Raw genomic sequence first — 25,728 nt, forward strand, 5'->3', positions numbered from 1 at the left:
ATCCGCCGGAAAGTCCTGCCGGATGCGGGAAGTCCTGTCGAGCGCGGGCGCGGTGCGGGTCTGCAGCCCCGCACCGCCGTCCGTCACGACAGGTGGCGGTCCGCGTAGACGCGCACGGCGTCGCGGATCAGCCCGGCCGTCCCCGCGCCGTGGACGTCGTAGTTCGCGGCGAACCGCTCGTCGGCGGCGTACATCTCGCCGAGGCCGACGAAGTACTCGCGCGTCGGCCCGCCCTGCGGGCTCTGCGGCGTGCCCGGGATCCCGCTCAGCCACTCGTAGTGGCGCTGCACGATCGCCTGCACGTCCGCGTCGTCCGCCGATCTGCCGGCCTGCTTCGCGGCGCCGAAGTCGCGCGCGATGCCGGCCTGCGCCTCCTGGAACGCCCGCTTCTCGTCGGCGCTCTTCGAGCGCCACCAGCGGTCGCTGTCGGCGTAGGCGGCCTTGCCCCAGCGCTCTTCGACCTCCTCCCGGTACTGGGTGTGGTCGAAGCCGTCGAAGCTCTCCTCTGCTGTCATCTCCTCTCCTCCTCTCCGTCTCTCGAGCGTGGTGCGCACCGACGCGATCTGCCGGTCGATCCGCTCGCGCTCGCGGCGCAGCAGCTCGAGGTGGACGGCGAGCGCCTCCTCCGTGTCCTGCTCGCCGGCGAGCACGTCGCCGATCGTCGCGAGGGGCAGGCCGAGCTCGCGCAGCAGCAGGATGCGCTGCAGGCGGAGGAGGCCGTCCTCGTCGTAGAACCGGTAGCCGTTGCCGGCGGTCCGGGACGGCGGGAGCAGCCCGAGGTCGCCGTAGTGCCGGAGCGCCCTCGTGGTCGTCCCGGCCGCACGCGCGAGCTCGCTGATGGGCCACTCCATGTCGCCGCCTCCGTCCTTCCGCATCGGTCGACGACGACGATACGAGTTGACGCTGCGTCAACCGCAAGGGATCTGGTGCCGCTGTCTCTCGACAGGCATGAATGCCGTCAACAGGCAGAATCAGGGCGTTTCCGCCTGTTGGCGGGATTCCTGCCTGTTGGCGGGATTCCTGCCTGTTGAGGGAGAGAAAGGAGTGCCGACCTAGAAGTCGCCGCCCCCGAAGTCGCCTCCGCCGAAGTCGCCCCCGCCGAAGTCGCCTCCGCCGAAGAAGCCGCCGTCGGAGGTGTCCCAGCCGCCGCCGCCGTCGCCGCCGTAGTCGCCGCCCGCGTCGCCGCCCTCGGCACCCGCGTCCCCGCCGTCGGCCGCGTCAGCGGCGTCCGCTCCGCCGTAGTCGCCCATGCTCGGGTCCGGCAGGAAGGCGCTCACGAGCGCGGAGCCGACCACGTAGCCGGCGACCGTGCCGAGCAGCGAGCCGCCCAGGATGGTGCCGAAGCTCGGACCGCCGCCGAACCCGCCGCCGCCGAATCCACCGCCGCCGGCGCCGCCGCCCGAGAAGCGGCGCTCGAGGAAGCCGGGCTGGCGGAACTCGGACCGGGTCGCCGAGCGGGCGAGGGACGCGGGGTCGTCGCCGGCCGGGGCCTCGGGGCCGTTGCGGAGCTCCTCGAACACCAGGCGCCGCTGCTCGGGGGTGAGCTGTGCGAACGCCTCGGCGTGCACCTGCTCGATCGTCTCCGGGGGCGCGGTGCGCAGCAGGTAGCGGTAGCGCTCGATCGCGATCTCGTCCTCGGATCGAACCGGTGGCCGGCCCTGACCGGGAGGGCCGTAGTTCACCGGCCCCTGCCGGCGGTACTGCTGGGAGCCGTCATCGCGGCCGAACAGGCGGTCCAGGAACCCCACGGTCGTGTCCTTCCTCGTCGAGGACTCCTCACACTAACGGGGGCGCCTGGACGGCCACTGAGCGCCCCCTCCAAGGGCCCGCCCAGGGGACCCGCCTACCCTGGAGTCGGTGAGCGCCGTGCGAACCCCCTCGCCCGTGGTCCCGACGACTGCTCCCCGCAGCGATCGCCTGGTGGCCCTCGACGGGCTCCGCGGCTGGGCGGCGGTGGTGGTCCTGCTGCATCACACCCTCGAGATCGCGAAGCCGTACCTCGCTCCCGCATCGGGGCAGCCGGTCGTGCCGGGCACGCTCTGGTGGTGGCTCACCGAGACGCCGCTCAAGCTGCTGACCGCCGGGCAGGAGGCTGTGGTCGTCTTCTTCGTGCTGAGCGGGCTCGTCGTCGCCCTGCCCGCCCTGAAGTCGACAGGGCGGTACTCATGGGCCGCGTTCCTCGCGTCCCGCTTCGTGCGGATCTACCTGCCGGTGTGGGGCGCGCTCCTGCTCGCGTCCGCGCTCATCGCCGTCTTCCCCCGCAGCGAATCGCGGGTGACCGCGCACAGCTGGCTCGCGGACAGCAACGCCACCACGGTGCAGGGGTCCATGCTGTTCGACGAGGCGACCCTCTCGCGGTACTCGTTCGACATCGTCAACACGCTCTGGTCGCTGCGCTGGGAGATGGTCTTCGCCGTCCTGCTGCCCCTCTACGTGCTCGCGGCACGACGGCTGCGCCGGCTCTGGCTGCCGGTCGGGCTGGCTGCGGTGGCGGCGACCGTCGCCGGGTTCGTGATCAGGGACGGGACGCTGTCCTACCTGCCCGCGTTCTTCCTCGGCACACTCGTGGCCGCGAATCTCGACGGCCTCCGCGAATGGGCGCGCGAGCGACGTGGCAGCCGATGGTTCGGGCCCGCGTCCCTCGCGGTGCTCGTCCTGTCCGCCGGCTGCCTCATCGCCACGTGGCTCGCGCGCCCGGTCGCGCCTGCGGGGACGCCGCTGTCGCTCGCGCTCACCGGCCTCAGCGTGGTGGGCGCGCTCGGGCTCGTGCTGCTCGCGATCGCCCCGTCCGGCGTCGCCCGCCGGCTGTCCACCCGCCCGTCCCAGTGGCTCGGCCGCATCTCGTTCAGCCTCTACCTCGTGCACGTTCCACTGCTCGCGACCGCCGGGTTCCTGCTCCGCGACTCGCGGTGGCCGCTCGTGGCGCTCGTCGCGATCCCCGCCTCGCTCGTGGCGGCGGCACTCTTCGCGCGCCTGATCGAGACGCCGGCGCACCGGCTCGCACGGCGGGTCGGCCGCGAGGTCGCGCGACGGACGGCCCGCCCCGCGCTCACGCCGGTGCCGACTCCCGAGCGAGCAGCGAGCGCTTGACCTCGGTTCCCCAGGCGAAGCCGCCGAGGGTGCCGTCGGTGCGCAGCACCCGATGGCACGGCACGAACAGGGCCACCGCGTTGGTCGCGCAGGCGGACGCCGCAGCGCGAACGGCCGAGGGCCGACCGGCCGCCGCGGCGAACTGCGTGTAGGTGAGCGGCCGCCCCGGTCCGATGCGGCGCAGCGCCTCCCAGGCCTGGCGTCGGAAAGGGCCGCCCTCCTGCACGACGGGGACCGCGTCGATGGCGCCGTGCTCCCCGGAGTAGTAGGCGTCGACCGCGTCCCGGACGCCGGCCACCGAGCCGGCGACGAGCGACAGCGGCCGGCCCTCGGGCCGCAGGCGGGCGAGCAGCGCGTCCTCGCTGTCGGTCCAGCCGGAGGCGAGGACGCGCCCGTCCTCCGTCGCGAGCACGCCGAACGCGCCGTCGGGAGTGGGCAGGAACTCGATGAGGGTCGTCATGCGGCGTTCTCCTTCTGTGCGCGGGCGGCCGCGGCCGCCCTCCAGAGGTGCAGGGACGCGTAGGAGCGCCACGGTGCGTACGGGCGCAGGGCCTCGGCGAGAGGCTCCGGCAGCCCCAGCAGGCGGGCGCCCTTCCGGAGTGCGACGTCGCCTCCGAGCACGACGTCAGGACTGCCGAGCACCCGCATCGCGGTGTAGCCGGCGGTCCAGGGTCCGACGCCGGGCAGGGCAGTCACGCGGGCCGAGAGCTCGGCCTCCTCGAGGCCCGGATGCAGAGCGAGGCTTCCGTCGGCGAGCCCGAGGGCTGCCGCGCGCAGGGTCAGCAACCGCGCCGCGGGGCCGCGGTAGATGTCGCCGACGTGCTCGGCGAACGCGGCGAAGGACGGGAAGAGCCGCTCCACGCCCGGGAACCCCGGCTCCACGGGCTCCCCCGCCCGCTCGGCGACGCGGGCGAGCATCCCGATCGCGGACACGACCGTGACCTGCTGACCCGCGATCGCGCGCAGCAGGATCTCGCCGCCGTCGACCGCACCCGGCAGCCGGATGCCGGCCACCTCGGGTTGCAGGGGCGCGAGGACGGCGTCGATGCCGACCGGGTCGGCGTCGAGGTCGAACAGGCGGCGGACTCGCGCCAGCAGCACGGGCAGGTCCCGCAGCTCCTGCACGGACGCCGTGAGCCGCAGCTCCCGCTCCGGCGTCCAGCGCACCTCGAACTGGGCGACACCGCCGGGAAGCGCGACGGCGCGCGCGTAGCTCGTCGCGGTCGCGACCTCGACGCCGGCGAGCGCCCTCGCGGCGAGGAACGTGAAGATGCCCTCCGCGTCGAACGGCTCGCGGAACGGGAGGCGCAGCTCGACCCGGCCGGGCGTACCCGCGCCCGTCGCCGCCCCGCGCGCCCGCAGCTGCGTCGGCGTCAGGCCGAAGACCTCGCGGAGGGTGTCGTTGAACTGGCGGACGCTCGCGAAGCCTGCCGCGTAGGCGACGTCGGTGACGGGCAGGGCCGTCGACACGAGCAGCGTGCGCGCGTTCTGCGCCCGGACCGCGCGGGCGAGCGCCAGCGGCCCCGCGCCGAGCTCCTCGGTGAGCACCCGGGTGACGTGCCGCGGCGTGTAGCCGAGGCGATCGGCGAGCCCGCCGACGCCCGCCCGCTCCACGACGCCGTCGCCGATGAGGCGCATCGCCCGGGCGGCGAGCGTGCCGCGCATGTTCCACTCCGGGCTCCCCGGCACGGCTTCCGGCAGGCAGCGCTTGCAGGCACGGTACCCGGCGCTGTGCGCCGCGGCGGAGGTGGCGAAGAACGTGACGTTCTTCCGCAGCGGGGTGCGTGCCGGGCAGGACGGCCGGCAGTAGATGCCGGTCGAGCGCACGGCTGTGACGAACTGGCCGTCGAAGCGGGTGTCCCGAGCCAAGATGACCCGGTAGCGCTCCTCGAAGTCCATGCTCCGAGTCTCGCAGTGTCGGGCGCCCGCTCCTAGCGGGAAACGGACACGGCTACGCGGACGCCTTCGCCTGCCGTCCCCTGCGGATCCGGCGGATGACGAGCCAGGCGAGGACGCCTGCCACGGCCGCGTAGATGACGATGTCGAGGATCGACGAGTACCGGTCGATCAGCTCGTACTGGGTGCCGAGCAGTGCGCCGAGACCGATCAGGAGTCCGTTCCACACGGCGGTCCCCGCGATGGTGAAGATCGAGAAGGTCCACAGGGGCATCCCTGTGGAGCCGGCGGGCAGCGAGATCAGGCTGCGCACGCCGGGGAGGAGGCGCCCGAAGAACACGGCGCTCCGTCCGTGCCGGTGCAGCCACCCCGCCGACCTGCGGAAGTCCTCCTCGTCGACGAGCGGGAGCTTCGACAGCACGCGGATCGCCCGCTCCTCGCCGACCTTCCGGCCGATCCAGTAGAGGATGAGGCCCCCGAGATACGCGCCGAGGGTCGCGGTGGCGAACACCAGGACGAAGTTCATCTCGCCCTGCTGGGCGAGGAACCCGGCGAGCGGCAGGATCACCTCGCTCGGGATCGGCGGGAACACGGTCTCGACGAGCGTGAGGAGGCCCACGCCGAACTCGCCGAGCGCTTGGATTATGCGAGCGGCGAGGCCGACGATGCCGTGCAGGTCGCCGACGGCGGAGGACGAGGAGGCGGAGGAGAACGAGGCTGCGACCGTCACGCCGTCCACGCTACGGGTACGACCCCGGGAAGCCCCTGGGCTGCGCCAGGGGTTGATCGCGCTCGACCGACGCGGCAAGGGTGGGAGGACCGACTGGAGGAGGACGCATGACGAGGTTCGGCTACACCCTGATGACCGAGCAGAGCGGACCGAAGGAGCTCGTCCGCTACGCGGTGGCCGCCGAGCGGGTGGGCTTCGATTTCGAGGTCTCGAGCGACCACTACTCGCCGTGGCTCGTGTCCCAGGGACACGCGCCGTACGCGTGGACCGTGCTGGGCGCGGTCGCGAACGCGACCGAGCGGGTGGAGCTCGCGACGTATGTGACGGCGCCCATCCAGCGCTACCATCCGGCCGTCGTCGCTCAGAAGGCCGCCACGATGCAGCTGCTCTCCGATGGCCGGTTCATCCTCGGCCTCGGGTCGGGCGAGAACCTCAACGAGCACGTCACCGGCGACGGCTGGCCGCCGATCGACCAGCGGCAGGACATGCTCGAGGAGGCGGTCCAGATCATCCGCGCGCTGCACACCGGTGAGCTCGTCACGTGGAGCGGCGAGTACTTCCGCGTCGACTCGGCGCGGATCTGGGACTGCCCCGAGGGCGGTGTGCCGATCGGCATCGCGCTGTCCGGCGAGAAGTCGCTGCAGCGGTTCGGGCCGCTCGCCGACCACCTGATCACGACCGAGCCGGACCCCGACCTGCTCGGCGCCTGGTCGAAGGAGCACCCGGAGGGCCGCAAGATCGGCCAGGTGCCGATCAGCTGGGCGCCGGACCGGGACGACGCGATCGAGCGGGCGCACGACCAGTTCCGCTGGTTCGGCGGCGGCTGGGCCGTCAACGCCGACCTGCCGACCCCCGCCGGCTTCGCCGGTGCCAGTCAGTTCGTGCGCAAGCAGGACGTGGCCGAGAGCATCCCGTGCGGTCCCGACCTCGAGAAGATCGTGGAGACCGTGAGCACGTTCTGGGAGGCCGGCTTCACCGACATCGCGCTCGTGCAGGTCGGCGACGACCTCCAGCAGCGGTTCCTCGACGAGGCGGCCGAGCCGCTGCTCGCGCTGCTCCGCGACGCGGCGGCCTGAGCGAGCGCGGCGGGGCCGGCGGCTCTCCCCGGCCGGCCCCGCCGCGCTGGAATTCCTACTGGCCGCGGCCGGTCTTGTCCTGGAGGCGGTCGATGTTCTCGGACGCCTCCGCCTTCGTGAGGTCGGCCGGGAGCTCCTCGCCGGCCTCGCGGGCCAGCGTGTCGAGGTAGCTGCGCTGCGGCCCGGTCATGGGCTCGTCGCCGGTCACCCAGTCGGACGGGTCCTTCGACGCGCTGGTCGAGGAGTCGTCTCCGCGGGCGCCCAGCGTCTCCTGCTCGGTCTTCTCGCTGCTGCCGGATGCGTTGTCGCTCATGCCTGCGAATCTACGCCGGACCTCCGACACGCTCTCAGGGCTTGCGCGTCCGCTCCCCGATCGGGCTGTCGTCCAAATGGGCGAGCAGGTCGGCGACGTCCTCGAACACCGCGATGACGCCGGCGTCCAACAGCTCACGCTCGGAGACGCCGCCCGACAGCACGCCGATCATGTCGACTCCCGCGCGCCTCGACGCCTCCGCGTCCCACACGGTGTCCCCGACGAAGACGGCGTCCCCGGCGTCGACTCCCGCCTTCTGCAGCGCGACGTTCACGACGTCCGGCTCGGGCTTCGCCGTCTCGACGTCGCCGGCGGAGGTCGCCTCGGACACCGCGTCGTCCACGTCGAGCACCTTGCGCAGGATCTCCAGCTCGTTCTCCGGTGCCGAGGTGGCGAGCACCGCCTGCACGTCGAGCGCGGCGACCGCACGGAGCAGGTCGCGGGCACCGTCGAAGGGGCGCAGCCGGTCGGCGGACTGCACGTAGTAGTCGCTGTGCAGCTCCTTCGCCTTCGACACCGCGTCGTCGCCGGCGCCTCCCGCGAGCGAGTCGAGCAGCTTCTCCGAATCCATGCCGATCGAGCGGTGGATCCGCCAGAACGGGACGGGGATGCCCGCCTCCGTGAACCCGCGGTCCCACGCGTCGACGTGCAGGTAGTTGGAGTCGACGAGGGTTCCGTCGATGTCGAACAGAACGGCGCGCAGTCTCGTCATCCGGCCAGTCAAGCAGCGGCGCGGACGCCGGGCAGCCGGGTTGACGGCGGGCAGCAGAATGGTCCGATGACGACCCGCCTGCTGCTGCTCGCCGACACCCATCTGCCGAGGCGGGCCAAGGACCTGCCGGAGGCGGTGTGGGCCGAGGTGGCGGCCGCGGATGTCGTCGTGCACGCCGGCGACTGGGTGGACGAGGCCACGCTCGACCGGCTCGAGGCGGCGTCCCGCCGGCTGCTCGCCTGCTGGGGCAACAACGACGGCGCCGGGCTGCGGGCGCGGCTCCCGGAGGTGGCGAGGGACGTGCTCGACGGCGTCCGGGTCGGCGTCGTCCACGAGACGGGCGCGTCGACGGGACGGGAGGCGCGGATGGAGGCGGCGTTCCCCGACCTCGACCTGCTCGTGTTCGGCCACTCCCACATCCCGTGGGACACCACGACGCCGCGCGGCCTGCGGCTGCTCAACCCGGGCTCCCCCACCGACCGGCGCCGGCAGCCCTTCTGCACCTACTCGACGGTCGTCCTCGATGACGGCCGGATCTCGGAAGTGACCCTCCACCGCCTGCTCCCCCGCGATGTCGTTGCCTCCGCTTAGGATTCTCCCGTGGACGGGTTGATCCTTCTCGCCGTGGGGGTTGCGGCAGTCGTGGCGCTGGGCTTGGCGGCGAGCGGATCCGCGCGGCGCTCGGGTCGCGGAACGGGCGTCGGCGCCGGAATGCTCGGCGCCGTCGACGAGGTCTTCGCGCCCAACCGCCACGAGACGATGCTCGACCTGGAGCGCCAGACCGCCCTGCCGGCGCCCGCGCCGGCCCCCGGCGACGGCGACCTCGGCGTGTACGAGGGCCGCATCCGCATCCGGGTCAACCGCGACGACGCCGCGTAGGCTCCGGGTTCCGACTGCAACAGGACGACCGTTCTGCAACGGCACGCGGTTGCGAGATGGTCGTGCGGTTGCGAAGCCATGCGAACGGCTAGGCGACCGGGACGGCGGCCCCGGTGTCTGCGCTCTCCGCGGTGCGCCCGCGCCAGCGGGACTCCGCCGCGAACCAGGGCATGACGAGGCCGGCGAAGAGCGAGCCGAGCCCGCCGACGGTGAGGTCGCCGATCGTGTCGGCGTAGCCGACGTAGATCGACGCGTCGAGGAAGCTGTTGCCGGCCCACTCGCCGATCTCCCAGAGCACGCCCGCCGTGCAGCCGAGCGCCGTCGTGAGTACCACCGTCGCGGTGCGGGGCAGCGCCGGCACGACGCGCGTGCGCCGCAGGAGCAGCAGGGCGAGGCCCGCGACCAGGCCGTTGAGCAGGAGGTGCATCGGCACGTCGACGACCGGCACCGAGACGTAGAGGTCGAGCGCGCTCGCCCACGAGGCGAGCAGCAGCACCACGCCCGTCGCCACGTCGACGGCGGGACGGACGCCGAGGAAGCGCGGCGCGACGAGTCCGAGCAGCGCGAGCGCGAAGACGCCCAGCTGCACGGGACCGAACAGCACGGCGGCGAGGACGGTGCTGCCGACGCCGAGCACGCGCAGGACGTCCGCGAGCACCTCTCCGGCGCCTGCGGGCGGCCTCAGGAACGTGTCGATCACCCGCGCAACCTATCGGGATCGGGCGGGAAGACGCAGGACCGCCTGCACCGGGTCGTGATCCGAGCCGGCGCGCCCGTCGATGCGGACCGCCGCGATGGCGACGTCGTCGACCGCGATGTCCGGCGAGGCGAGGATCCAGTCGATGCGGCGACCCGGCCGCGGCGGCCGGTACGCGGACCGGGTGCCCCACTCCGGTGTCGATCGCCTCGCCGCCGCAGTCCAGGCGTCCGCGAGGTCGACGGTCAGGATGCGGAAGGCGACGGACCGCGTGCTCGCGTTGGCGTCCCCGAGCAGGACGGTGGGCAGCGGATCCCGCCAGGTGCCCCAGCGGGCCCTCGCCACCCGCCGCAGCAGCTCGGCGCTCCTTCGCCGGGCGAGCGGCGACACGTGGTCGAGGTGGGTGTTGATCACGCGGAAGGCGATCCCGGTCGCCCGGTCGGCGAAGTCGGCGACCACGAACACGCGCGGGAGCGCCGAGCCCCAGCTGCGCGATCCCGCCACGGCGGGCGTGCGGCTGAGCGCGTGCTGCTCCCAGCGCAGGACCCGCAGTCGCGACGGGTCGTAGAGGACCGCGCAGTGCTCGCCGCCGCCGTCGCGGCTGCGGCCGCGTCCGATCCACTCGGCCCCGGTGCTCTCGGCGATCCAGGCGAGCTGCTCGGGCACCGCCTCCTGCACGCCGAGCAGGCTCGGCCGGGCCTGCTGCAGCACCGCCCGGACGACGGAGCGCCGCCGCTCCCACCTGTCTGGGGAGTTGCGCCGCAGGGTCGGCACGGGCCGCCGCACGTTCCAGGTCATCACCGAGAGCGCGGGCGGCGCTGCCGGCCCGAGAGCCTCCGCGGCTATCCCTGCCGCCAGTCGTCGCTCTCGATGTGGGAGCCGCCGTGCGGTCCCATCAGCAGCATCCCGCCGTCGGCGACGAAGGACGCGCCGGTGACGTACGCGGAGTTCGGGGAGGCGAGGAACGCGATCACCGCGGCCATCTCATGCGCGTCGCCCGGGCGGCCGAGCGGGACGCCGGGACGCGACACCTGCCGCGGGTCCTGGTCCTCCTGCCCGGTCATCGGGGTCGCGATCTCACCCGGCGCGACCGCATTGGCCGTGATGCCGTGCTGGCCGAGCTCGAGCGCGAACTGCTTCACGAGCCCGCCGAGCCCGTGCTTCGACGAGGTGTAGGCGCCGGAGCCCACGCGAGGCGCGTGCTCGTGCACGCTGGTCACCGCGATGAGGCGGCCTCCGCGGCCCTGGTCCACCATCCGCCGCGCCGCACGCTGCATGCAGACGAACGCGCCCTCGAGGTTCGTGGCGAGCGTGTGCCGCCACTGCTCGAGCGTGAGCTCGAGGATCGGCGCGTTGTCGCCGGTGCCCGCGTTGTTGACGAACACGTCGAGGCCGCCGAGCTCTCCGGCGATGCGGTCGACGACGTCGCCGCACTCCTCGAGCTTGGTGGTGTCGAGCTGGGCGACGACCGCGTTGCGGCCGAGGGCACGGACCTCCTCCGCGGTGCCCTGGGCACCCTCCTCGTCGTCGAGCCAGGTGATGCCGACGTCCATGCCGGCGGTGGCGAGGGCCACCGCGGTGGCCTTGCCGATGCCCGAGTCGGAGCCGGTGACGATCGCGTAGCGGGGTTCGTAGTCAGCCATGCCCCGATCCTTCTCGCACCGGGCGCCCGCGTCAGGGGGTTGCGCTCAGGCGGTGACGAAGTCGATGAGCTGCTCGACCCGGCCGAGCAGCTCCGGCTCCAGATCGGCGTAGGTGTCGACGCGGGAGAGGATCCGCTGCCAGGCCCGCGCGATGTCCGCCTGGTCCTCGTGCGGCCAGCCGAGCGCCTGGCAGATTCCGTGCTTCCACTCGATGCCGCGGGGGATGTTCGGCCACGCCTTGATGCCGAGGCGTGCGGGCTTCACCGACTGCCAGATGTCGATGTAGGGGTGACCGACGACGAGGACGTTCCCGCCGTACGGTCCCCGCTGCACCGCGTCGGCGATCCGGCTCTCCTTCGACCCGGCCACGAGGTGGTCGACGAGCACCCCGACGCGCTTGCCGGGCGCGGGCTTGAACTCGCGGAGCAGCTCCTCCAGGTGGTCGACGCCCTCGAGGTACTCGACGACGACGCCCTCGACACGGAGGTCGTGGCCCCACACCTTCTCGACGAGCTCCGCGTCGTGGCGGCCCTCGACGAAGATGCGGCTCGCCCGAGCGACGCGCGCCTTCGCGTCGGTCACCGCGATGGAGCCGGACGCGCTGATCAGCCTGCCGCCCGCCTTCGCGAGCTTCGCGGGCGCCTTGAGCACGGCCGGCTTGCCCTCGAGCAGGAAGCCGGGACCGAGCGGGAACACGCGCACCTTGCCGCGGCGGTCCTCGAGCTTCACCATCCGGCCCTCGACGCCGACGACGGCGCCGACGAAGCCGCTGTCGGGGAGCTCGACGACGAGACCGTCCTGCGCCTCCACAATCGCGGGCGCCGCCGTCTTCGGGCGTCGCCAGTCGGTCTTCAGAACGTCGGGTCCGTACCGGTCGAAATCCACCGGTCGAGGCTAACCAGCGCCGCGCGCGCGGCGGACCTGGCACGCCGCCATGGAGGATGACGGCGCTCTCGGCGCGGGCGACGCGTCGACCGCAACCCCCTGCCGGCCCTCAGGCGCCGCGCCTACCGTTGACGGCATGTCGATCGGCGACGAGCAGCAGACGAAGAAGGATCGGGCCTACAGCCCGGCCACCGAGCGCGAGCAGGAGGTCCGGAACTCGCCCGGCGGGCAGGACAGCCTCGCCCAGCAGGATCCGGACGTGGACGCCGACGCCGTGAACCTGCTTCCGGGCACCGGCGGCCCCGACGACCAGGGCGACGTCGACGTGTCGGACGACGAGTTCTCCCTCAACGGCAAGCCCTTCCCGGGGCACGCCTCCGACTAGCCGGGGCGGACGAGCCGGGGCTCGTGCCGCCGACGAACTCGCTTCAGCAGGAACGGAACGGCTCGGGCAGGCAGAAGTGACCCTGTGTCGCCTGCTGAGCGCCCGGAGTGCCTGCTGAGCGTGCGAAGTGCCTGCTGAAGGCAGAGAGCGCCGCTCTCTAGGCGGCCGGCATCAGGAGACCGGTCGCGACGAGCTCCCGCGCCACGGGCAGCAGCTCCGCGCGCAGCTCGGCCGGGTCGGACTCGAGCAGGTCGGCGAGCGCGTCCACGATCGCGCCGACCGTCAGCTCGCCGTCGCACGCGCCCACGAGGCCCGCGGCCGCGGCGTCGACGGGGACCACCCGCGCGAAGCCGCCGCCCTGGCGCAGCTCGATCGCCGCCGGGTGCTCCTCCCCCGGCCAGTGGTGCCGCTCCTCGGTGACGTCGCCCGCCACCACGAGGCGTGCCGTGAGCAGCGCGTCGTCGTCCGTGGCGGCCAGCCAGTCCTGCGCCTCGAGGCAGGCGGCGAGATGACCGCCGAGCCCGCCCGCGCCGCCCTGCTCGCGCTCTACCCGCCGGGAGGGGCGCCGCCGCTCCGGGCGCCGCAGCGTCACGTAGCCGAAGCCGACCGAGCGGACCTCCCGTGCGGCGAAGTCGTCGAGCCACGCGGCGAGCAGCCGGTCGTACTCGGGCGTCCCGGGCCGGATGCCGCCGTCGCGAATCCAGGTCTCCGCGTAGAGGACGGGGTCCTGCACCTCGCGCTCGACGACCCACGCGTCGAGTCCCTCCTCGAGCGCCCACGCGGCCACGCGGTCCCGGCCGTCGGCGCCGGCGCGGTCCTCCCAGTTCGCGAGCAGCTGCGCGACGCCGCCCGGCAGGAGGTGGCCCGCGACGCCGCGGACGACGGTCTCGACGAGCGCATCGCCCTCCAGTCCGCCGTCGCGGTACTCGTACTCGGGCACGCCGGGCCGGCGGGGCGTGATGACGAACGGCGGGTTGGAGAGGATGCGGTCGAACCGCTCCCCCGTCACCGGCTCGAAGAGGCTGCCGGCCCGCAGGTCGACGTCGACGTCGTTGAGAGCGGCGTTGAAGCGCGCGTAGGCGAGCGCTCGCTCGGACACGTCCGTGGCGACCAGCCTTCGGCCGTAGCGCGCGGCGCGGAGGAACTGGATGCCGCTCCCGGTGCCGAGGTCGAGCACCGACTCCGCCCGGCGCGGCAGCTGCAGCCCGGCGAGGGTGCGCGAGGCTCCGCCCACGCCGAGCACGTGGTCGGCCCGCAGCGGTCCGCCGGTCGCCGCCTCGCCGAGGTCGGAGGCGACCCACCACTCGCCGACCCCGTCCGGATCCACGAACTGGTGCGGGGCCAGCTCCACGCGGGGCACCGCTGCGTCGCCGTCCAGCGCGACGAGGCCCGCCCTGACGGCGCCCTCGACCCCGAGTCGCGGCAGCGCTGCGGCGAGGCGGTCAGCCGGAACGGCCAGGCCCGCGACGAACAGGGCCGTGAGGTCGGCGACGGCGCCCGCGGCCCGCGCCTCCGGCCGGGCGAGCACGCGTGCGGCGGCGAGGGTCGAGCCACGGCGCAGGGACCCCTCGGCGGCGGACCCCAGGACGCCGGCGACGGCGGTGCTGCGGAAGCCGGCGGCCGCCAGGTCCTCGCGGAGCGGCCGGGCGGCGGAAGGATCGAGGACGCCGGCGGGGATCGCTGTCATGCCTCTCACGCTACGGCCCGCAATGGGGGCGTCCGCGTCACCCCGTCCCGAGCCCGAGCGGCCGGCACCGCGGCCGTGGTTGGCTGTCGGCCATGGCGACGACGACGCGGGGCCTCGAACGGCTCGTCTTCTTCACGGACGCGATCGCCGCGATCGCGATCACCCTGCTGATCCTGCCCCTCGTCGACCTCGTGCCCGACGTGGCGGCGGAGGGCGGGACGCTCGGCGAGCTCCTCAACGACCACGCCGGCGCCCTGATGGGCTTCGTCATCAGCTTCGCCGTGATCGCCCGCCTCTGGTACTCCCACCACCAGCTGTTCGAGCACGTCGCCGCGTACACGCCACGGCTCGTGCTGCTGACCGTGATCTGGGCGTTCACCATCGTGCTGCTGCCCCTGCCGACCTCGATCACCGCGCAGATCGAGCCCAGCCGGGCGACCGTCGCCTTCTACATCGGCACCATGGCGGCGAGCAGCATCGTGATCACCGTCATGACCCTGCTCATCCGGCGGGACTCCCGCATCGAGGCGCCGGACAACCGGGTCTCGGACCGCACGGTCGCCGGCAGCGTGTCCATCTCGATCGCGTTCGTCGTCGCGTTCGTGCTCGGCGTCACGATCCCCCACGTCAACTACTGGGCCCTCTTCGTGCTGTTCCTCAGCGGACCCGTCGAGGCGATCGTCCGCCGACGCCTCCGGCGCGGTTAGGCTGGGGCCGCATGCAGCCGCTCACCGAATCGGACATCCGCAACTCGCTCGTCAACGCGACCGCGAGTGACAGCGCGCGCATGGGGCTTCCCGGCCTCCACGAGGTGCTCTGGGACGAGCGGGAGTACCTCGGCTGGCGCGATCCGCGCACCCCGCAGCGCGCGTACATCGTCCTGTGGCGGGACGGCGAGGCGGTCGGCCTGGTGCTGCGCGCCGCCGACAACCGGATGAAGGCCGGCAACGCGATGTGCTCGCTGTGCCAGACGCCGAGGCCCTCCGGCCAGGTGGCGCTGTTCTCCGCGCCGCGCGCCGGGGAGGCGGGCCGGGACGGCAACACCGTCGGCACCTACATCTGCTCCGACCTCGCCTGCTCGCTGACCATCCGGATCGTGCCGCCCGCCTACGACATGCAGCCCGACCCGGCCGTGATCGTCGAGCGGCGGATCGCCACCCTGCAGACGCGGCTGGGGGCGTTCACGGACACGGTCCTCGCCGGCTGAGCCCCGCGCCCTGTCGGCGGACCGGATCCGCCGCGCGGCCCTCCGTGGTCAGCGCGCGCCGCCCTCCGCGAGGTAGGCGAGGCGCTGGAGCGTCTCCCGGTTGCGGATGTGCAGCCCGATCCGGCGGATCGGCGAGGGAACGAGGCGCCCGGGGCCCTCGGCGGCGTCCTCGAGGATCCGGACGAGGCTCCCCGTTCCGCTCGGCTTGACCTCGATCGTCACCTGGGCCTCGCCGATCGGCCAGCCGTGTGCGCGGAGCACCGCCCGGCGCGGCGGGTCCCACTCGAGCATCACCGTCTTGTCGTTGAGAAGGACCGGCCAGACGCCGAACGAGTGGTGGAGCTCGGCACCCTCCCCCGGCCAGGTCTCGTGCACGCCCCGGATCCGCGACGCGCCGACCACCCAGCTCGGGTAGAGCCAGCCGTCGGCGAGCACGGCGAACACCTGCTCGGGGGTCGCGTCGATCCTGCGGACGTTCTCGGCCATCCGGCTACCCTTCGGTCGGTTGGAGCTCGGGAGCCCGGCGGATGCCGAACTCGTGACGGAGCGCGGAGAGAGCGGCGTTCCAGCCGGCCTGCCCGTGCACTCCCGGCCCCGGGGCAGCCGAGGCCGAGCAGAGGTAGATCCCCGGCCCTGGCGTCCGCCACGGGTCGGGTGAGAACGTCGGCCGGGCGACCAGCTGCCAGAAGTGGCCGCTGCCGGACGCGATGTCCCCGCCGACGTAGTTGGGGTCGTGCGCCTCGACCCCGACCGCGGTGCTGCAGAACGACCCCACGATGACGTCGCGGAACCCCGGCGCGAAGCGCTCGATCTGCCGGATGATCGTCTCGGTCTGGTCGGCGTTCGACTCCTTCGGCACGTGCGTGTAGGTCCACAGCGTGCCGTGCCCCTCCGGAGCTCGGGTGGGATCGAAGAGGCTCGGCTGCGAGACGAGCACGTACGGGCGGGCCGCGTGCCGGCCGGCCGCGATCTCCCGCTCCGCGTACGCGATCTCGGCGCGCGTGCCGCCGAGGTGCACGGTCCCCGCGCGGGCGACCTCCGGGTTCGCCCATGGCACCGGGCCGGAGAGCGCGAAGTCGACCTTCGCGACCGCGTTGCCGTAGCGGAACCTCGCGAGCCGCGCCTTGTAGCCCTCGGGGAGGCGGTGCCCGGCGATGCGGCTCATGTCGCGTGCGCTCGTGTCGAAGAGCACGGCGCGCGCGTCGGGCAGGTCGCCGATCGACTCGATCTCGTGCTCGAGCACGATCCGCCCGCCGTGTGCGACCAGGTCGTCCGCGAGCGCCTCGGGGATGCGCCGGCTGCCGCCGACGGGGATCGGCCAGCCCTGCGCATGCCCCTGCACCGCGAGCGCCAGGCCCGCCGCGGCCGCACCGAGAGAGGGCAGCGGCTGCACCGCGTGCGCCATGACGCCGGTCAGGAGCGAGGGCGCTTCCTCCTCCCGCCAGCGCAGGTTCCACGCCGGGGAGCCCTGCTCGAACGTCGCGAGGCCGAACCGGGCCATCGTGATCGGATGGCGCGGAATGCGGACGAGCGTTCCCCCGGTGAAGTCGGACACCGCCCGGGCGTGCTCGACGAGCGGCTCGAGCAGCCGGCGCCAGCCCGGTCCGTCGCGCCCGAGCTGCTCCACCGTCCGATCGAGGTCGTGGTAGGCGACGCCGGCCCGGCCGCCGTCGAGCGGGTGGGCGAACGAGACCTCCGGGGTCACGAAGTCCACCCGGTCCCGGAGCCCGAAGGCGGAGAAGAACGGGGACGCGAACGCCATCGGATGCACCGCGGAGCACGTGTCGTGCACATACCCCGGCTCTGTGAGCTCCTCGGTGCGAGCGCCGCCGCCGATCCGGTCGGCGCGCTCGTGCACCTCGACCTCGAGGCCGGCGCGAGCGAGCGTGACCGCGGCGGCGAGGCCGTTGGGCCCGGCCCCCACGATGACGGCGTCGACTGCCACGGGAGCCAGTCTGCCAGCCGGCCCCGCTGCCGGGCCCCGGCTGGCGCGGCTCCCGCCGGTGCGCTAGCCCTCCGCCAGCACCGAGAGCACGTTGCCCGCCGGATCCCGGAACCACGCGATGTCGGGCCCGCCGAACTGCGCTCCCCGGACGATGCCCTTCTCATCCGAGGGGAAGTCGTCGTCGCTGTAGATCTTCGTCTCGACGCCCTTCGCGCGCAGCTCGTCGACGGCGGCGTCGATGTCCTGCACCGGGAAGTTGAGCACCGTGAACGAGGCCGGCTCGTGGTTCTCCTTCGGGTAGACGAACACCGAGCCGCCGCCGCCGAGCAGCAGGCGCAGGCCGCCCATCTCCTCCTGCACCCGCAAGCCGAGCACGTCGCCGTAGAACCGCTTTGACTCCTCGATCGCATTCGACGAGAACCCGCTGAACGCCGCGACCTCCGTGAACATGGCCGCCCCCTTTCGATGTGAACGCCGTCCACAATGCCACTCCGAGCGGCTATGGTCGAGGAATGCTCGATAGAGGGTGCCGTGAGCGCTGAGCCGAGGGCGACGTACCGCCACGGCGACCTCCGTGCCGCCCTGCTCGCCGCCGGCATGGACCTCGCCCGCGACGGCGGCCCCGACGCCGTCGTGCTCCGCGAGGCGACCCGCCGGGCGGGCGTCTCCCCGAACGCGGCGTACCGGCACTTCGCGGACCGCGCGGCACTGCTCGCCGCGGTCTCGGACACGGCCCAGGGTCTCGTCGCCGACCGGATGGAGGACGAGCTCTCCGCCGCGCCCGACCCGCCCGACGCCGGCACGCGTGCCCGGCGGCGGCTGCGGGCCGTGGGGACGGGCTATCTCGGCTTCGCCCAGGAACAGCCGGGGCTGTTCCGCGCCGCGTTCTTCGTCCCGGGCGACCTCAGTCAGGCCTTCTCCCCCGCCAAGGCGGGCCGCGCGGGCCGGAGCCCGTACCAGATCCTCTCCGACGTGCTCGACGAGCTGGTCGCCGCGGGAGCGCTGGCTCCGGAGCGGCGCCCCGGCGGCGAGTTCCTCGCCTGGTCCGCGGTCCACGGGCTCGCGACGCTCGTGCTCGACGGGCCGCTGCGGGGTCTCACCGACGAGCTGATCGCGGGCGCGCGCGAGCGGCTGCTCGACATGGTCGACCGCGGCCTCTGACCGGCCGTCAGACCCTGCCTGCGGGCTCCTCCTCGGGATCGGGTGCCCGATCGAGCGGATGCTCGACCTCGTCGCGGAGCAGGCCGAAGCCGAGCACGGCGACGAGCGCGAGCACGGTGGGCACGACCCCGGCGACGACGAAGGCGACCGGGATGCCGATCTCCTCGCCGACCGGCCCCGCGAGCGCCATCGAGATCGGCATGAGGGCGATGGAGACGAAGAAGTCGAGGCTGGAGACGCGGCCGAGCAGCGCGGGCGGCACCCGCCGCTGCAGGAGGGTGCCCCAGATCACCGCTCCCGCCTGGAAGGTGAAGCCGACGACGAACGTCAGCACGGCGAGCAGCCACACCTGGCTCACGAAGCCGACCGCGGCGAGCGGGAGGCAGCCCGCTCCCCAGAGCAGGTTCATCAGGGTGAGGTAGCGGCGCGGCAGCCGGCGCGATGCCACGAACAGTGAGCCGACCGCTCCGCCGATGCCGAACGCGGCGAGCACGATCGCGAACGAGCCCGCACCGCCGCCCGTCTGGTCCCGGACCGCGAAGGGCAGCAGCACCTCGATCGGCCCCATCACGACGAGGACGAGGAGGCAGAAGTACAGCAGGGTGACGAGCAGCCAGCGGGTGCGCACCATGTACCGGAAGCCCTCGCCGATGTCCCTCAGCATCGAGGTGACCGGGTTGCCCGGCGCGATCTCGTCCCGTCGCACCGGCGTCTCCCGCATGAGCGCGAGAACCACCGCCGCGCAGGCCTGCGCGGCCGCGATGACGAGGAGCGCCGGTCCCGGGGCCCACACGGCGATGATCGCGCCGGCGATCACGGGTCCGGCCGCCTGCATGATGCTCGGCCGCAGCACGCCCTCGACGCCGTTCGCCGCGAGCAGGTCGTCGGCGGGGATGATCGCGGGCAGCCAGGCGGAGTACGCGGGGTAGACGATGCCCTCGGCGATGCCGAAGAAGAGGGACGCCACCACCAGGTGCCACAGCTCGAGGTTCCCGGTCACGGCGAGGACGCCCGCGGCGCCGATCGCGAGCGTCTTCAGAACCTCGACCGCGACGAGCAGGCGCTTCTGCGGAACCCGATCGGCGAGGGCGCCCGCCACCAGGACGGTGAGCAGCATGCCGACCGCACTCGCGGTGGCGACCGCCGACAGCTCGGACGGTCCCCCGCCGAGCTCGATGACCTGCCAGACGAGGGCGACCACCCAGATGCCGGCGCCGAGCAGCGACAGGGTGAGCGCGACGACCAGCAGCCGGTACTGCGGCAGCCGGAAGGGCCGCAGAGCGCGCGGCAGCTCCCGCCGCGTCCGCGCCTGTCCGTCCGCCATGTCCGCTCCCGCCGTTGTGTACGCCGTCCACAATCCTGTCGGATGCCCCCGACGCCACGCCAGAGAAGTGGGCCCCCGCCCTACTCCGGCGCACCCCGGGGATCGGCCGGGAGGGCCTCGTGACGCACTCAGGCCTGGGCGCGCTCCAGCACGAGCTCGCGCACGCGGGCCGCGTCCGCCTGACCGCGCATCGCCTTCATGACCGCGCCGATCACCGCGCCGGCCGCCTGCACCTTGCCGTCACGGATCTTGTCGAGCACGTCGGGCTGGGACGCCAGCGCCTCGTCGATGGCGGCGAGGAGGGCCGTGTCGTCCGAGACGACCGCGAGTCCGCGGGCCTTGACGACCTCGTCGGGCGAGCCCTCGCCCGCGACGACGCCCTCGAGCACCTGCCGGCCGAGCCGGTCGGTGAGCTGCCCGGACTCGACGAGCGCGATGAGCTCGCTGACGTGCAGCGGCGTGATGAGCGTGCCGGCCTCGACCCCGCGCGCGTTGGCGATGCGCAGGATCTCGCCGAGCCACCACTTGCGGGCCTGCGCGGGTGCCGCGCCGGCGGCGACCGTCTGCTCCATCTCCACGAGGAGGTTCGCGTTGATGATGTCGCGGAACTCGCTGTCCGTGAAGCCGTATTCCGCCTGCAGCCGGCGCCGGAACGCGGCCGGCGACTCGGGCAGCGCGGCGCGCAGCTCGGCAATCAGCTCCTTCGACGGCATCACCGGGAGCAGGTCGGGCTCCGGGAAGTAGCGGTAGTCGTCGGCGTCCGACTTCGGGCGGCCGGGGCTCGTCGTCCCGGTGTCCTCGTGCCAGTGCCGGGTCTCCTGGATGATCGTGCCGCCGGCGTCGAGGATCGCGGCCTGCCGCTGGATCTCGTACCGGATGGCGCGCTCGACGCTGCGGAGGCTGTTGACGTTCTTCGTCTCGGTGCGGGTGCCGAGCTTCTCCTGGCCGCGGGGGCGCAGGGAGATGTTGGCGTCGCAGCGGAGGTTGCCGCGCTCCATGCGCGCCTCGGAGACGCCGAGCGAGCGGACGATGTCGCGGATGGTGGCGACGTACGCCCGGGCGAGCTCCGGCGCACGGTCCTCTGCGCCGAAGATCGGCTTCGTGACGATCTCGACGAGCGGCACACCCGCTCGGTTGTAGTCGACGAGCGAGTACTCGGCGCCGTGGATGCGGCCGGTGGCACCGCCCACGTGCGTGAGCTTGCCGGCGTCCTCCTCCATGTGCGCCCGCTCGATCGGCACGCGCACGAGGGTGCCGTCGTCGAGCTCGACCTCGACCTCGCCCTCGAACGCGATCGGCTCGTCGTACTGGGAGATCTGGTAGTTCTTCGCGAGGTCCGGGTAGAAGTAGTTCTTCCGCGCGAACCGGCTCGACTCCGCGATCGAGCAGCCGAGCGCGAGGCCGAGCGAGATCGCGTACCGGACCGCCTGCTCGTTGACGACCGGCAGCGAGCCGGGCAGGCCGAGGTCGACGGGCGCGACGTGGGTGTTCGGGGCGCCGCCGAACTCGTTCGGCGCGCCGGAGAACATCTTCGTCTTCGTCGACAGCTCGACGTGCACCTCGAAGCCGAGCACGGGCTCGTACTTCTCGATGGCCTCCTCGAAGGACAGCAGCTTGTCGGCGCCCATCAGGCGGTTCCTCCGTCGGGTTCGGTGCCCGGGCCGGGGGCCGGGACGAGGTGGTCGGGCTGTCCGCTCTCGCGGGCGGCGCTGCGGCCGAAGTCGGCGGGGAGCCGGTCGAGGAGCGGCCCTCCCCAGCTCTCGTGCAGCAGCGCCTCGAGGGTCGCGCCCACGGTGTAGAGGCGGGCGTCCTCGCGGGCGGGCGCCATCAGCTGGATGCCGACGGGCAGGCCGTCCTCCGGGGCGAGCCCGATGGGCAGTCCCATGCCGGGCACGCCCGCGAGGTTGGCGGGGATCGTCGTGATGTCGTTGAGGTACATCGCGAGCGGGTCGTCGAGCTTCTCGCCCAGCCGGAACGCCGTCGTGGGAGCCGCGGGCGAGACGAGCACATCGACCTGCGCGAACGCGGCGGCGAAGTCCCGCTGGATGAGCGTGCGCACCTTCTGTGCGCTGCCGTAGTAGGCGTCGTAGTAGCCGGCGGACAGGGCGTAGGTGCCGAGGATGATGCGGCGCTTCACCTCGGGGCCGAAGCCCGCGCCGCGCGACGCGGACATCACCTGCTCGACGGTCGCCGTCTCCCCAGGGGTCACCCGCAGGCCGAAGCGCACCGAGTCGTACTTGGCGAGGTTGCTCGACGCCTCGGCGGGCAGGATCAGGTAGTAGGCGGCGATCGCGTACTCGAAGTTCGGGGCGCTGATCTCGACGATCTCGGCGCCCGCGTTCTGCATCAGGGCGAGCGCCTCGTCGAACCGCTGCCGCACGCCGGCCTGGAAGCCCTCGCTGTCGAGCTCGCGGACCACGCCGACGCGGACGCCCGCGAGACTGCCGCTCGCCGCGCCGGCACGGGCCGCCTCGGCGAAGGACGGCCACGGGTCGCGCAGCGACGTGGAGTCATGCGGGTCGTGCCCGCCGATCACGTCGTGCACGAGCGCGGAGTCGAGGACGGTGCGGCTCACGGGGCCGACCTGGTCGAGCGACGAGGCGAGCGCGATGGCGCCGTAGCGGGAGACGCCGCCGTAGGTGGGCTTCATGCCGACCGTGCCGGTGACGGCGGCGGGCTGGCGGATCGAGCCACCGGTGTCGCTGCCGAGGGCGACCGGGGCCTCGAACGCGGCGACCGCGGCCGCCGACCCGCCGCCGGAGCCGCCGGGGATCCGGTCGAGCGCCCACGGGTTGCGGGTCGGGCCGTACGCGGAGTGCTCGGTGGAGGAGCCCATCGCGAACTCGTCCATGTTGGTCTTGCCGAGCGGCACCATGCCGGCGGCCCGGAGCCGGGCGACGACCGTCGCGTCGTAGGGCGGGATCCAGCCCTCGAGGATGCGCGACGCCGCCGTGGACGGCATGTCGTTCGTGCAGAGCACGTCCTTGATGGCGATCGGGACGCCCGCGAGTGGGCCCAGCTCGCGGCCGTCGCGGCGCAGCTGGTCGATCTCGCTCGCGCGGGCGATCGCCGCGTCGCCCGCGACGTGCAGGAACGCGTGCAGGTCGCCGTCGGCCTCGGCGATGCGGTCGAGGGACGCGCGGGTCGCCTCGACGGACGAGACCTCGCCCGTCGACAGCAGGCCGGCGAGCTCGGAGGCGGGAAGCCGGGTGAGATCCACTACTGCTCCTCCCCCAGGATCGCGGCGACGCGGAACCGGCCGTCGGCGGCGTCCGGTGCGCCGGACAGGGCCTCCTCGTTCGTGAGGACGTCGCCGACCTCGTCGGGGCGGAAGACGTTGCTCAGCGGGATCGGGTGGCTCGTGGCCGGGACGTCCGGCGTCGCCACCTCCGTCACCTTGCGGACGTTGTCGACGATCGAGCCGAGCTCGACCGCGAGGTGCTCGATCTCGGCCGGCGTGAGGGCGATTCGGGCGAGGTTCGCGAGGTGCTGGACCTGCTCGGCGGAGATGGGAGTTGGCTCGTCGGGCATGACCTCAATCCTAGGCCGGGGGCGGGAACCGTCTTCCGACGGTAACGCCCGCGAAACAGCCGCCTCCTACCGTCGAGCGCAAGGAGGAGACATGGGATTCGAAGTACCGGAAGTGGACATCACGGCCTACGTGCGCGGCGGGTCGGACGAGGAGAAGGCCGCCGTCGCGGCGGCGATCGACCGGGCGTGCCGGGAGGTGGGCTTCATCCAGATCGTCGGGCACGGCATCGACGACGGCGTGCTGACCGCCTTCACCGGGGCGCTCGACGAGTTCTTCGGGCTCGAGCTCGAGGCGAAGAAGGCGTACCGGACGCCGCCGAAGGTCAACCGCGGCTACGCGCCGCCGAAGACCGAGTCGCTGTCGCTGAGCCTCGGCGTCGAGTCGGCCTCGCGGATGAACGACTTCTTCGAGGCCTTCAACATCGGCGACGGCTCGTCGATGTACCCGGAGCTCGACCTGCCGGAGGCCGTCTACAACGAGAACGTGTGGCCGGACTCCGTCCCCGCCTTCGAGCCGGCCGTGACCGCCTACTACGAGGAGGCGCGCCGGGTCGCCCGGACCATGGTGGAGATCTTCGAGGACGCGCTCGGCGTTCCCGAGGGCACGCTCACCGGGCTGACCGGCCACTCCCTCGATGTGATGCGGATGAACAACTACGCGCTGCCGCCCGGGACGGTCCGGCTCGACGGCGACCTCACCGGGATGGGCGAGCACACCGACTACGGCATCGTCACCGTCCTCTGGGCGGACCGGGTCGCCGGTCTGCAGGTGCTCGACACGTCCGGCCGGTGGCACGACGTGCAGCCGAACCCGGGCGCGCTGCTGATCAACCTCGGCGATGTGACGGCGCGGCTCACCAACGAGGTCTGGATGTCGACGCTGCACCGGGTCAAGCCGCCGATCGTCGACGGCACCATCGAGCGGCGCCGGTCGGCGGCGTTCTTCCACGACGGCGACTACGACGCGGTCATCGCGCCGCTGCCGTCCTGCGTGGCGGAGAGCGGCGGCGGGCCGCTCTACGCGCCGATCACGGTCGGCGAGCACATCGCCGCCAAGCTCGCCGGCTCCCGGGCGGGCAAGGCGAACACCGCGGCGACGCGCGAGGCGGCCCGGGTGGTCGCCGCCGGCTGACCGAGCGCTCACCGAGCGCTACCCGAAACACCGAATGCACCCTGGGCCCAGGGTGCATTCGGTGTTCCGGGGCGCAGTCGGCGAGGCCGGTCAGCGGGTGGCGGTGTCGGCGTCCGCGCCGAGGGCGAGCGTCTTCTGCGAGTCGCCGGACGAGCCGTCGGTCACCCAGTCGCCCCTGTCGATGCCGATCAGCGAGAGGTTGCGCAGCGACTCGGTGCCCGGCTCCAGATACCAGTCGTGGCCGACCGAGGCGGTGAGCAGGGCGCCGGTCATCGGGTCCACCGAGCCGGACACGCTCATCGGCTTCGCACCGAACTCGGGCGAGCCGGGGTCCACCCCGAAGAACGCGGTGTCGACGACCGGGTCCCAGGCCGCCTCGCCCACCCACACGCGCCCCTCGGGCACGGCGAGCTCGTCGGCGCTGTCGGCGACTCCGCCCGGCGAGCCGATCATCGCGAGCGCGTCGACCGACATGTCGCCGCGATCGAGGGCGAGCATCACGGCCGTCGCGCCGTAGGAGTGGGCGAACACCGAGATGTACGGCTCGTCCGCCTTCCGCAGGGTCTTCAGCCCGTTGACGGTGCCGGACATGAAGGAGGCGCCCTCCTCGGCGAGCTCGAGACCCGCGACGTTCGTCACGTCGGGCGTGCGGTAGCCGATCCAGGACACCGTGGCGACGGTGCTGTCGTCTCCGAACCGCTCGCCCCAGGCGAGCTGCTCGTCGTAGATGTCCGCGGTGACCTTCGTCCACTCGGTCATGTGCTCGCGCACCGAGAGGAGGGCGCCCGGCACGAGGAAGCTCACGTAGTCCGCTGTCTCGAGATCGCCGAGTGCGACCGCCGCGCGCCCGGGCATGACGGTGTCGAGCATGATGAGGCTCCGCGCGGGCCCCCCGTCGGTCGTCTCGAGCGACGCGTCGATCTTCTCGAGCATGCGCAGCCGCTCGACGATCGCGCCCGCGGCGCCCTTGCCGACCCCGGAGGTCAGCTGCTCGCGCAGCCCGTCCTCGACGTCGCCGAGGTGGGCGCGGTTGGCGCGGTCGCGCACGTCGTAGGGCACGCCGTCGAGGTTGCCGATCAGCTCGGGGGCGTCGCGCGCGAGCTCCTCCCGGTCCCGGGACGACAGGCCGGCCCACCAGGACGCGACCTCCTGCGATGCGGGCGGCTCCGCGATCAGCTCCCGGATGGCCGACGGGTTCTCCGCGACGAAGCGCCGGAGGTCCGAGGGCGCGAGGTCGCCGACCCCGCGCAGCAGCTGCTCGGGACGCACCGATGCGGCGACGGAGGTGTCGAGGACGGGGCCGCCGAACGGGCCGTGCGACGAAAGGCCTGCCGGCGCGGCGATCACCTCGGGAGCCGCCGCGATCGGCGCCACTCCGGGGCCGACGGCGGCGGCGAGGACGAGGGCGAGCGCGGTCAGACCGAGCACCTACCCC

General features: G+C 73.2%; 29 protein-coding genes. 9 read left to right on the forward strand and 20 right to left on the reverse strand.

The window, feature by feature from the left end; translation table 11 throughout:
- Positions 1–83: 83 nt before the first annotated feature.
- The gene (locus tag J3P36_RS05375) at positions 84–851 is read right to left on the reverse strand and encodes a TipAS antibiotic-recognition domain-containing protein (RefSeq protein ID WP_210506651.1); all 768 of its coding nucleotides are present in this window, start codon (positions 849–851) and stop codon (positions 84–86) included.
- A 201-nt stretch (positions 852–1,052) separates the two neighbouring features.
- Positions 1,053–1,748, reverse strand: coding sequence for a hypothetical protein (locus tag J3P36_RS05380; protein WP_210506185.1), 696 nt, complete (start codon positions 1,746–1,748; stop codon positions 1,053–1,055).
- Between the two features lie 109 nt (positions 1,749–1,857).
- Here J3P36_RS05380 and J3P36_RS05385 point away from each other — a divergent pair, with 109 nt between their 5' ends.
- Positions 1,858–3,090 carry an acyltransferase gene (locus tag J3P36_RS05385; RefSeq protein WP_210506186.1) on the forward strand — a complete coding sequence of 411 codons (1,233 nt, stop codon included), beginning with the start codon at positions 1,858–1,860 and terminating at the stop codon, positions 3,088–3,090.
- On the opposite strand, the gene J3P36_RS05390 is transcribed toward J3P36_RS05385, so the two are convergent.
- The 3 genes from J3P36_RS05390 to J3P36_RS05400 are packed head-to-tail and all read right to left on the reverse strand — an operon-like array spanning position 3,050 to position 5,716.
- Positions 3,050–3,550, reverse strand: coding sequence for a methylated-DNA--[protein]-cysteine S-methyltransferase (locus J3P36_RS05390; RefSeq protein ID WP_210506187.1), 501 nt, complete (start codon positions 3,548–3,550; stop codon positions 3,050–3,052). The two genes, J3P36_RS05385 and J3P36_RS05390, sit on opposite strands and share 41 nt — an antisense overlap.
- Complete coding sequence (locus tag J3P36_RS05395; RefSeq protein ID WP_210506188.1) at positions 3,547–4,989, reverse strand: Ada metal-binding domain-containing protein; 1,443 nt, start codon at positions 4,987–4,989, stop codon at positions 3,547–3,549. Before J3P36_RS05395 ends, J3P36_RS05390 begins: the two co-directional genes overlap by 4 nt.
- A 52-nt stretch (positions 4,990–5,041) precedes the next feature.
- Positions 5,042–5,716, reverse strand: a complete 675-nt coding sequence (locus J3P36_RS05400) for a DedA family protein (RefSeq protein ID WP_210506189.1) — start codon at positions 5,714–5,716, stop codon at positions 5,042–5,044.
- A 107-nt stretch (positions 5,717–5,823) separates the two neighbouring features.
- Here J3P36_RS05400 and J3P36_RS05405 point away from each other — a divergent pair, with 107 nt between their 5' ends.
- Positions 5,824–6,792, forward strand: a complete 969-nt coding sequence (locus J3P36_RS05405) for a TIGR03557 family F420-dependent LLM class oxidoreductase (protein WP_210506190.1) — start codon at positions 5,824–5,826, stop codon at positions 6,790–6,792.
- A 55-nt stretch (positions 6,793–6,847) separates the two neighbouring features.
- On the opposite strand, the gene J3P36_RS05410 is transcribed toward J3P36_RS05405, so the two are convergent.
- Both J3P36_RS05410 and J3P36_RS05415 read right to left on the reverse strand, forming a co-directional pair.
- On the reverse strand, positions 6,848–7,105 hold the full coding sequence (locus J3P36_RS05410) for a DUF3072 domain-containing protein (RefSeq protein ID WP_210506191.1): 258 nt from the start codon (positions 7,103–7,105) through the stop codon (positions 6,848–6,850).
- Between the two features lie 34 nt (positions 7,106–7,139).
- Entirely contained in the window at positions 7,140–7,817 is a 678-nt protein-coding gene (locus J3P36_RS05415; RefSeq protein WP_210506192.1) for an HAD family hydrolase, read from the reverse strand.
- A gap of 66 nt (positions 7,818–7,883) precedes the next feature.
- Here J3P36_RS05415 and J3P36_RS05420 point away from each other — a divergent pair, with 66 nt between their 5' ends.
- Together J3P36_RS05420 and J3P36_RS05425 are read left to right on the forward strand one after the other, a co-directional pair.
- On the forward strand, positions 7,884–8,408 hold the full coding sequence (locus J3P36_RS05420) for a metallophosphoesterase (protein ID WP_210506193.1): 525 nt from the start codon (positions 7,884–7,886) through the stop codon (positions 8,406–8,408).
- A 9-nt stretch (positions 8,409–8,417) separates the two neighbouring features.
- Positions 8,418–8,696: a hypothetical protein gene (locus J3P36_RS05425; RefSeq protein ID WP_210506194.1), complete on the forward strand. Its 279-nt coding sequence runs from the start codon at positions 8,418–8,420 to the stop codon at positions 8,694–8,696.
- A gap of 88 nt (positions 8,697–8,784) precedes the next feature.
- Here J3P36_RS05425 and J3P36_RS05430 read toward each other — a convergent pair whose 3' ends face one another.
- The 4 genes from J3P36_RS05430 to J3P36_RS05445 are packed head-to-tail and all read right to left on the reverse strand — an operon-like array spanning position 8,785 to position 11,921.
- Positions 8,785–9,396: a hypothetical protein gene (locus J3P36_RS05430; RefSeq protein ID WP_210506195.1), complete on the reverse strand. Its 612-nt coding sequence runs from the start codon at positions 9,394–9,396 to the stop codon at positions 8,785–8,787.
- A gap of 9 nt (positions 9,397–9,405) precedes the next feature.
- Positions 9,406–10,191: an endonuclease/exonuclease/phosphatase family protein gene (locus J3P36_RS05435; protein WP_210506196.1), complete on the reverse strand. Its 786-nt coding sequence runs from the start codon at positions 10,189–10,191 to the stop codon at positions 9,406–9,408.
- A gap of 44 nt (positions 10,192–10,235) precedes the next feature.
- Positions 10,236–11,036 carry an SDR family oxidoreductase gene (locus tag J3P36_RS05440; RefSeq protein ID WP_210506197.1) on the reverse strand — a complete coding sequence of 267 codons (801 nt, stop codon included), beginning with the start codon at positions 11,034–11,036 and terminating at the stop codon, positions 10,236–10,238.
- A 45-nt stretch (positions 11,037–11,081) separates the two neighbouring features.
- Positions 11,082–11,921 (reverse strand): DUF3097 domain-containing protein, encoded by an 840-nt coding sequence (locus tag J3P36_RS05445; RefSeq protein WP_210506198.1) that lies wholly within the window; start codon positions 11,919–11,921, stop codon positions 11,082–11,084.
- A gap of 136 nt (positions 11,922–12,057) precedes the next feature.
- On the opposite strand from J3P36_RS05445, the gene J3P36_RS05450 reads away from it, so the two are divergent.
- Positions 12,058–12,306: a hypothetical protein gene (locus J3P36_RS05450; protein WP_210506199.1), complete on the forward strand. Its 249-nt coding sequence runs from the start codon at positions 12,058–12,060 to the stop codon at positions 12,304–12,306.
- Between the two features lie 157 nt (positions 12,307–12,463).
- On the opposite strand, the gene J3P36_RS05455 is transcribed toward J3P36_RS05450, so the two are convergent.
- A complete protein-coding gene (locus tag J3P36_RS05455) occupies positions 12,464–13,993 on the reverse strand; it encodes a methyltransferase (protein WP_210506200.1) in 1,530 nt (509 codons plus the stop codon).
- A 92-nt stretch (positions 13,994–14,085) separates the two neighbouring features.
- On the opposite strand from J3P36_RS05455, the gene J3P36_RS05460 reads away from it, so the two are divergent.
- Both J3P36_RS05460 and J3P36_RS05465 read left to right on the forward strand, forming a co-directional pair.
- A complete protein-coding gene (locus J3P36_RS05460; protein WP_210506201.1) occupies positions 14,086–14,700 on the forward strand; it encodes a TMEM175 family protein in 615 nt (204 codons plus the stop codon).
- 11 nt (positions 14,701–14,711) lie between these two features.
- Complete coding sequence (locus tag J3P36_RS05465; RefSeq protein WP_210506202.1) at positions 14,712–15,200, forward strand: FBP domain-containing protein; 489 nt, start codon at positions 14,712–14,714, stop codon at positions 15,198–15,200.
- 48 nt (positions 15,201–15,248) lie between these two features.
- Here J3P36_RS05465 and J3P36_RS05470 read toward each other — a convergent pair whose 3' ends face one another.
- The 3 genes from J3P36_RS05470 to J3P36_RS05480 all read right to left on the reverse strand — a co-directional run bounded on the left by J3P36_RS05470 (position 15,249) and on the right by J3P36_RS05480 (position 17,595).
- On the reverse strand, positions 15,249–15,686 hold the full coding sequence (locus J3P36_RS05470; RefSeq protein ID WP_210506203.1) for an SRPBCC family protein: 438 nt from the start codon (positions 15,684–15,686) through the stop codon (positions 15,249–15,251).
- Between the two features lie 4 nt (positions 15,687–15,690).
- Positions 15,691–17,145, reverse strand: coding sequence for an NAD(P)/FAD-dependent oxidoreductase (locus J3P36_RS05475; RefSeq protein WP_210506204.1), 1,455 nt, complete (start codon positions 17,143–17,145; stop codon positions 15,691–15,693).
- 63 nt (positions 17,146–17,208) lie between these two features.
- Positions 17,209–17,595, reverse strand: a complete 387-nt coding sequence (locus J3P36_RS05480) for a VOC family protein (protein WP_210506205.1) — start codon at positions 17,593–17,595, stop codon at positions 17,209–17,211.
- A gap of 81 nt (positions 17,596–17,676) precedes the next feature.
- On the opposite strand from J3P36_RS05480, the gene J3P36_RS05485 reads away from it, so the two are divergent.
- A complete protein-coding gene (locus J3P36_RS05485) occupies positions 17,677–18,306 on the forward strand; it encodes a TetR/AcrR family transcriptional regulator (protein ID WP_307806957.1) in 630 nt (209 codons plus the stop codon).
- A gap of 7 nt (positions 18,307–18,313) precedes the next feature.
- Here J3P36_RS05485 and J3P36_RS05490 read toward each other — a convergent pair whose 3' ends face one another.
- The 4 genes from J3P36_RS05490 to gatC form a co-directional block, all read right to left on the reverse strand.
- Positions 18,314–19,630 carry an MFS transporter gene (locus J3P36_RS05490; RefSeq protein WP_210506207.1) on the reverse strand — a complete coding sequence of 439 codons (1,317 nt, stop codon included), beginning with the start codon at positions 19,628–19,630 and terminating at the stop codon, positions 18,314–18,316.
- A gap of 128 nt (positions 19,631–19,758) precedes the next feature.
- The gene (gatB, locus tag J3P36_RS05495) at positions 19,759–21,258 is read right to left on the reverse strand and encodes an Asp-tRNA(Asn)/Glu-tRNA(Gln) amidotransferase subunit GatB (RefSeq protein ID WP_210506208.1); all 1,500 of its coding nucleotides are present in this window, start codon (positions 21,256–21,258) and stop codon (positions 19,759–19,761) included.
- Positions 21,258–22,850 carry an Asp-tRNA(Asn)/Glu-tRNA(Gln) amidotransferase subunit GatA gene (gene gatA / locus J3P36_RS05500; protein WP_210506209.1) on the reverse strand — a complete coding sequence of 531 codons (1,593 nt, stop codon included), beginning with the start codon at positions 22,848–22,850 and terminating at the stop codon, positions 21,258–21,260. The genes gatB and gatA overlap by 1 nt, the downstream gene beginning before the upstream one ends.
- Positions 22,850–23,161, reverse strand: a complete 312-nt coding sequence (gene gatC, locus J3P36_RS05505; RefSeq protein ID WP_210506210.1) for an Asp-tRNA(Asn)/Glu-tRNA(Gln) amidotransferase subunit GatC — start codon at positions 23,159–23,161, stop codon at positions 22,850–22,852. The genes gatA and gatC overlap by 1 nt, the downstream gene beginning before the upstream one ends.
- A gap of 91 nt (positions 23,162–23,252) precedes the next feature.
- Here gatC and J3P36_RS05510 point away from each other — a divergent pair, with 91 nt between their 5' ends.
- Positions 23,253–24,293, forward strand: a complete 1,041-nt coding sequence (locus J3P36_RS05510) for an isopenicillin N synthase family oxygenase (protein WP_210506211.1) — start codon at positions 23,253–23,255, stop codon at positions 24,291–24,293.
- Positions 24,294–24,383: 90 nt separating this feature from the next.
- Here J3P36_RS05510 and J3P36_RS05515 read toward each other — a convergent pair whose 3' ends face one another.
- Positions 24,384–25,721 carry an alpha/beta hydrolase gene (locus tag J3P36_RS05515; RefSeq protein WP_210506212.1) on the reverse strand — a complete coding sequence of 446 codons (1,338 nt, stop codon included), beginning with the start codon at positions 25,719–25,721 and terminating at the stop codon, positions 24,384–24,386.
- Positions 25,722–25,728: the final 7 nt, after the last annotated feature.

It is taken from the genome of Naasia sp. SYSU D00057 (genome assembly GCF_017916505.1).
Taxonomy (GTDB): domain Bacteria; phylum Actinomycetota; class Actinomycetes; order Actinomycetales; family Microbacteriaceae; genus Naasia.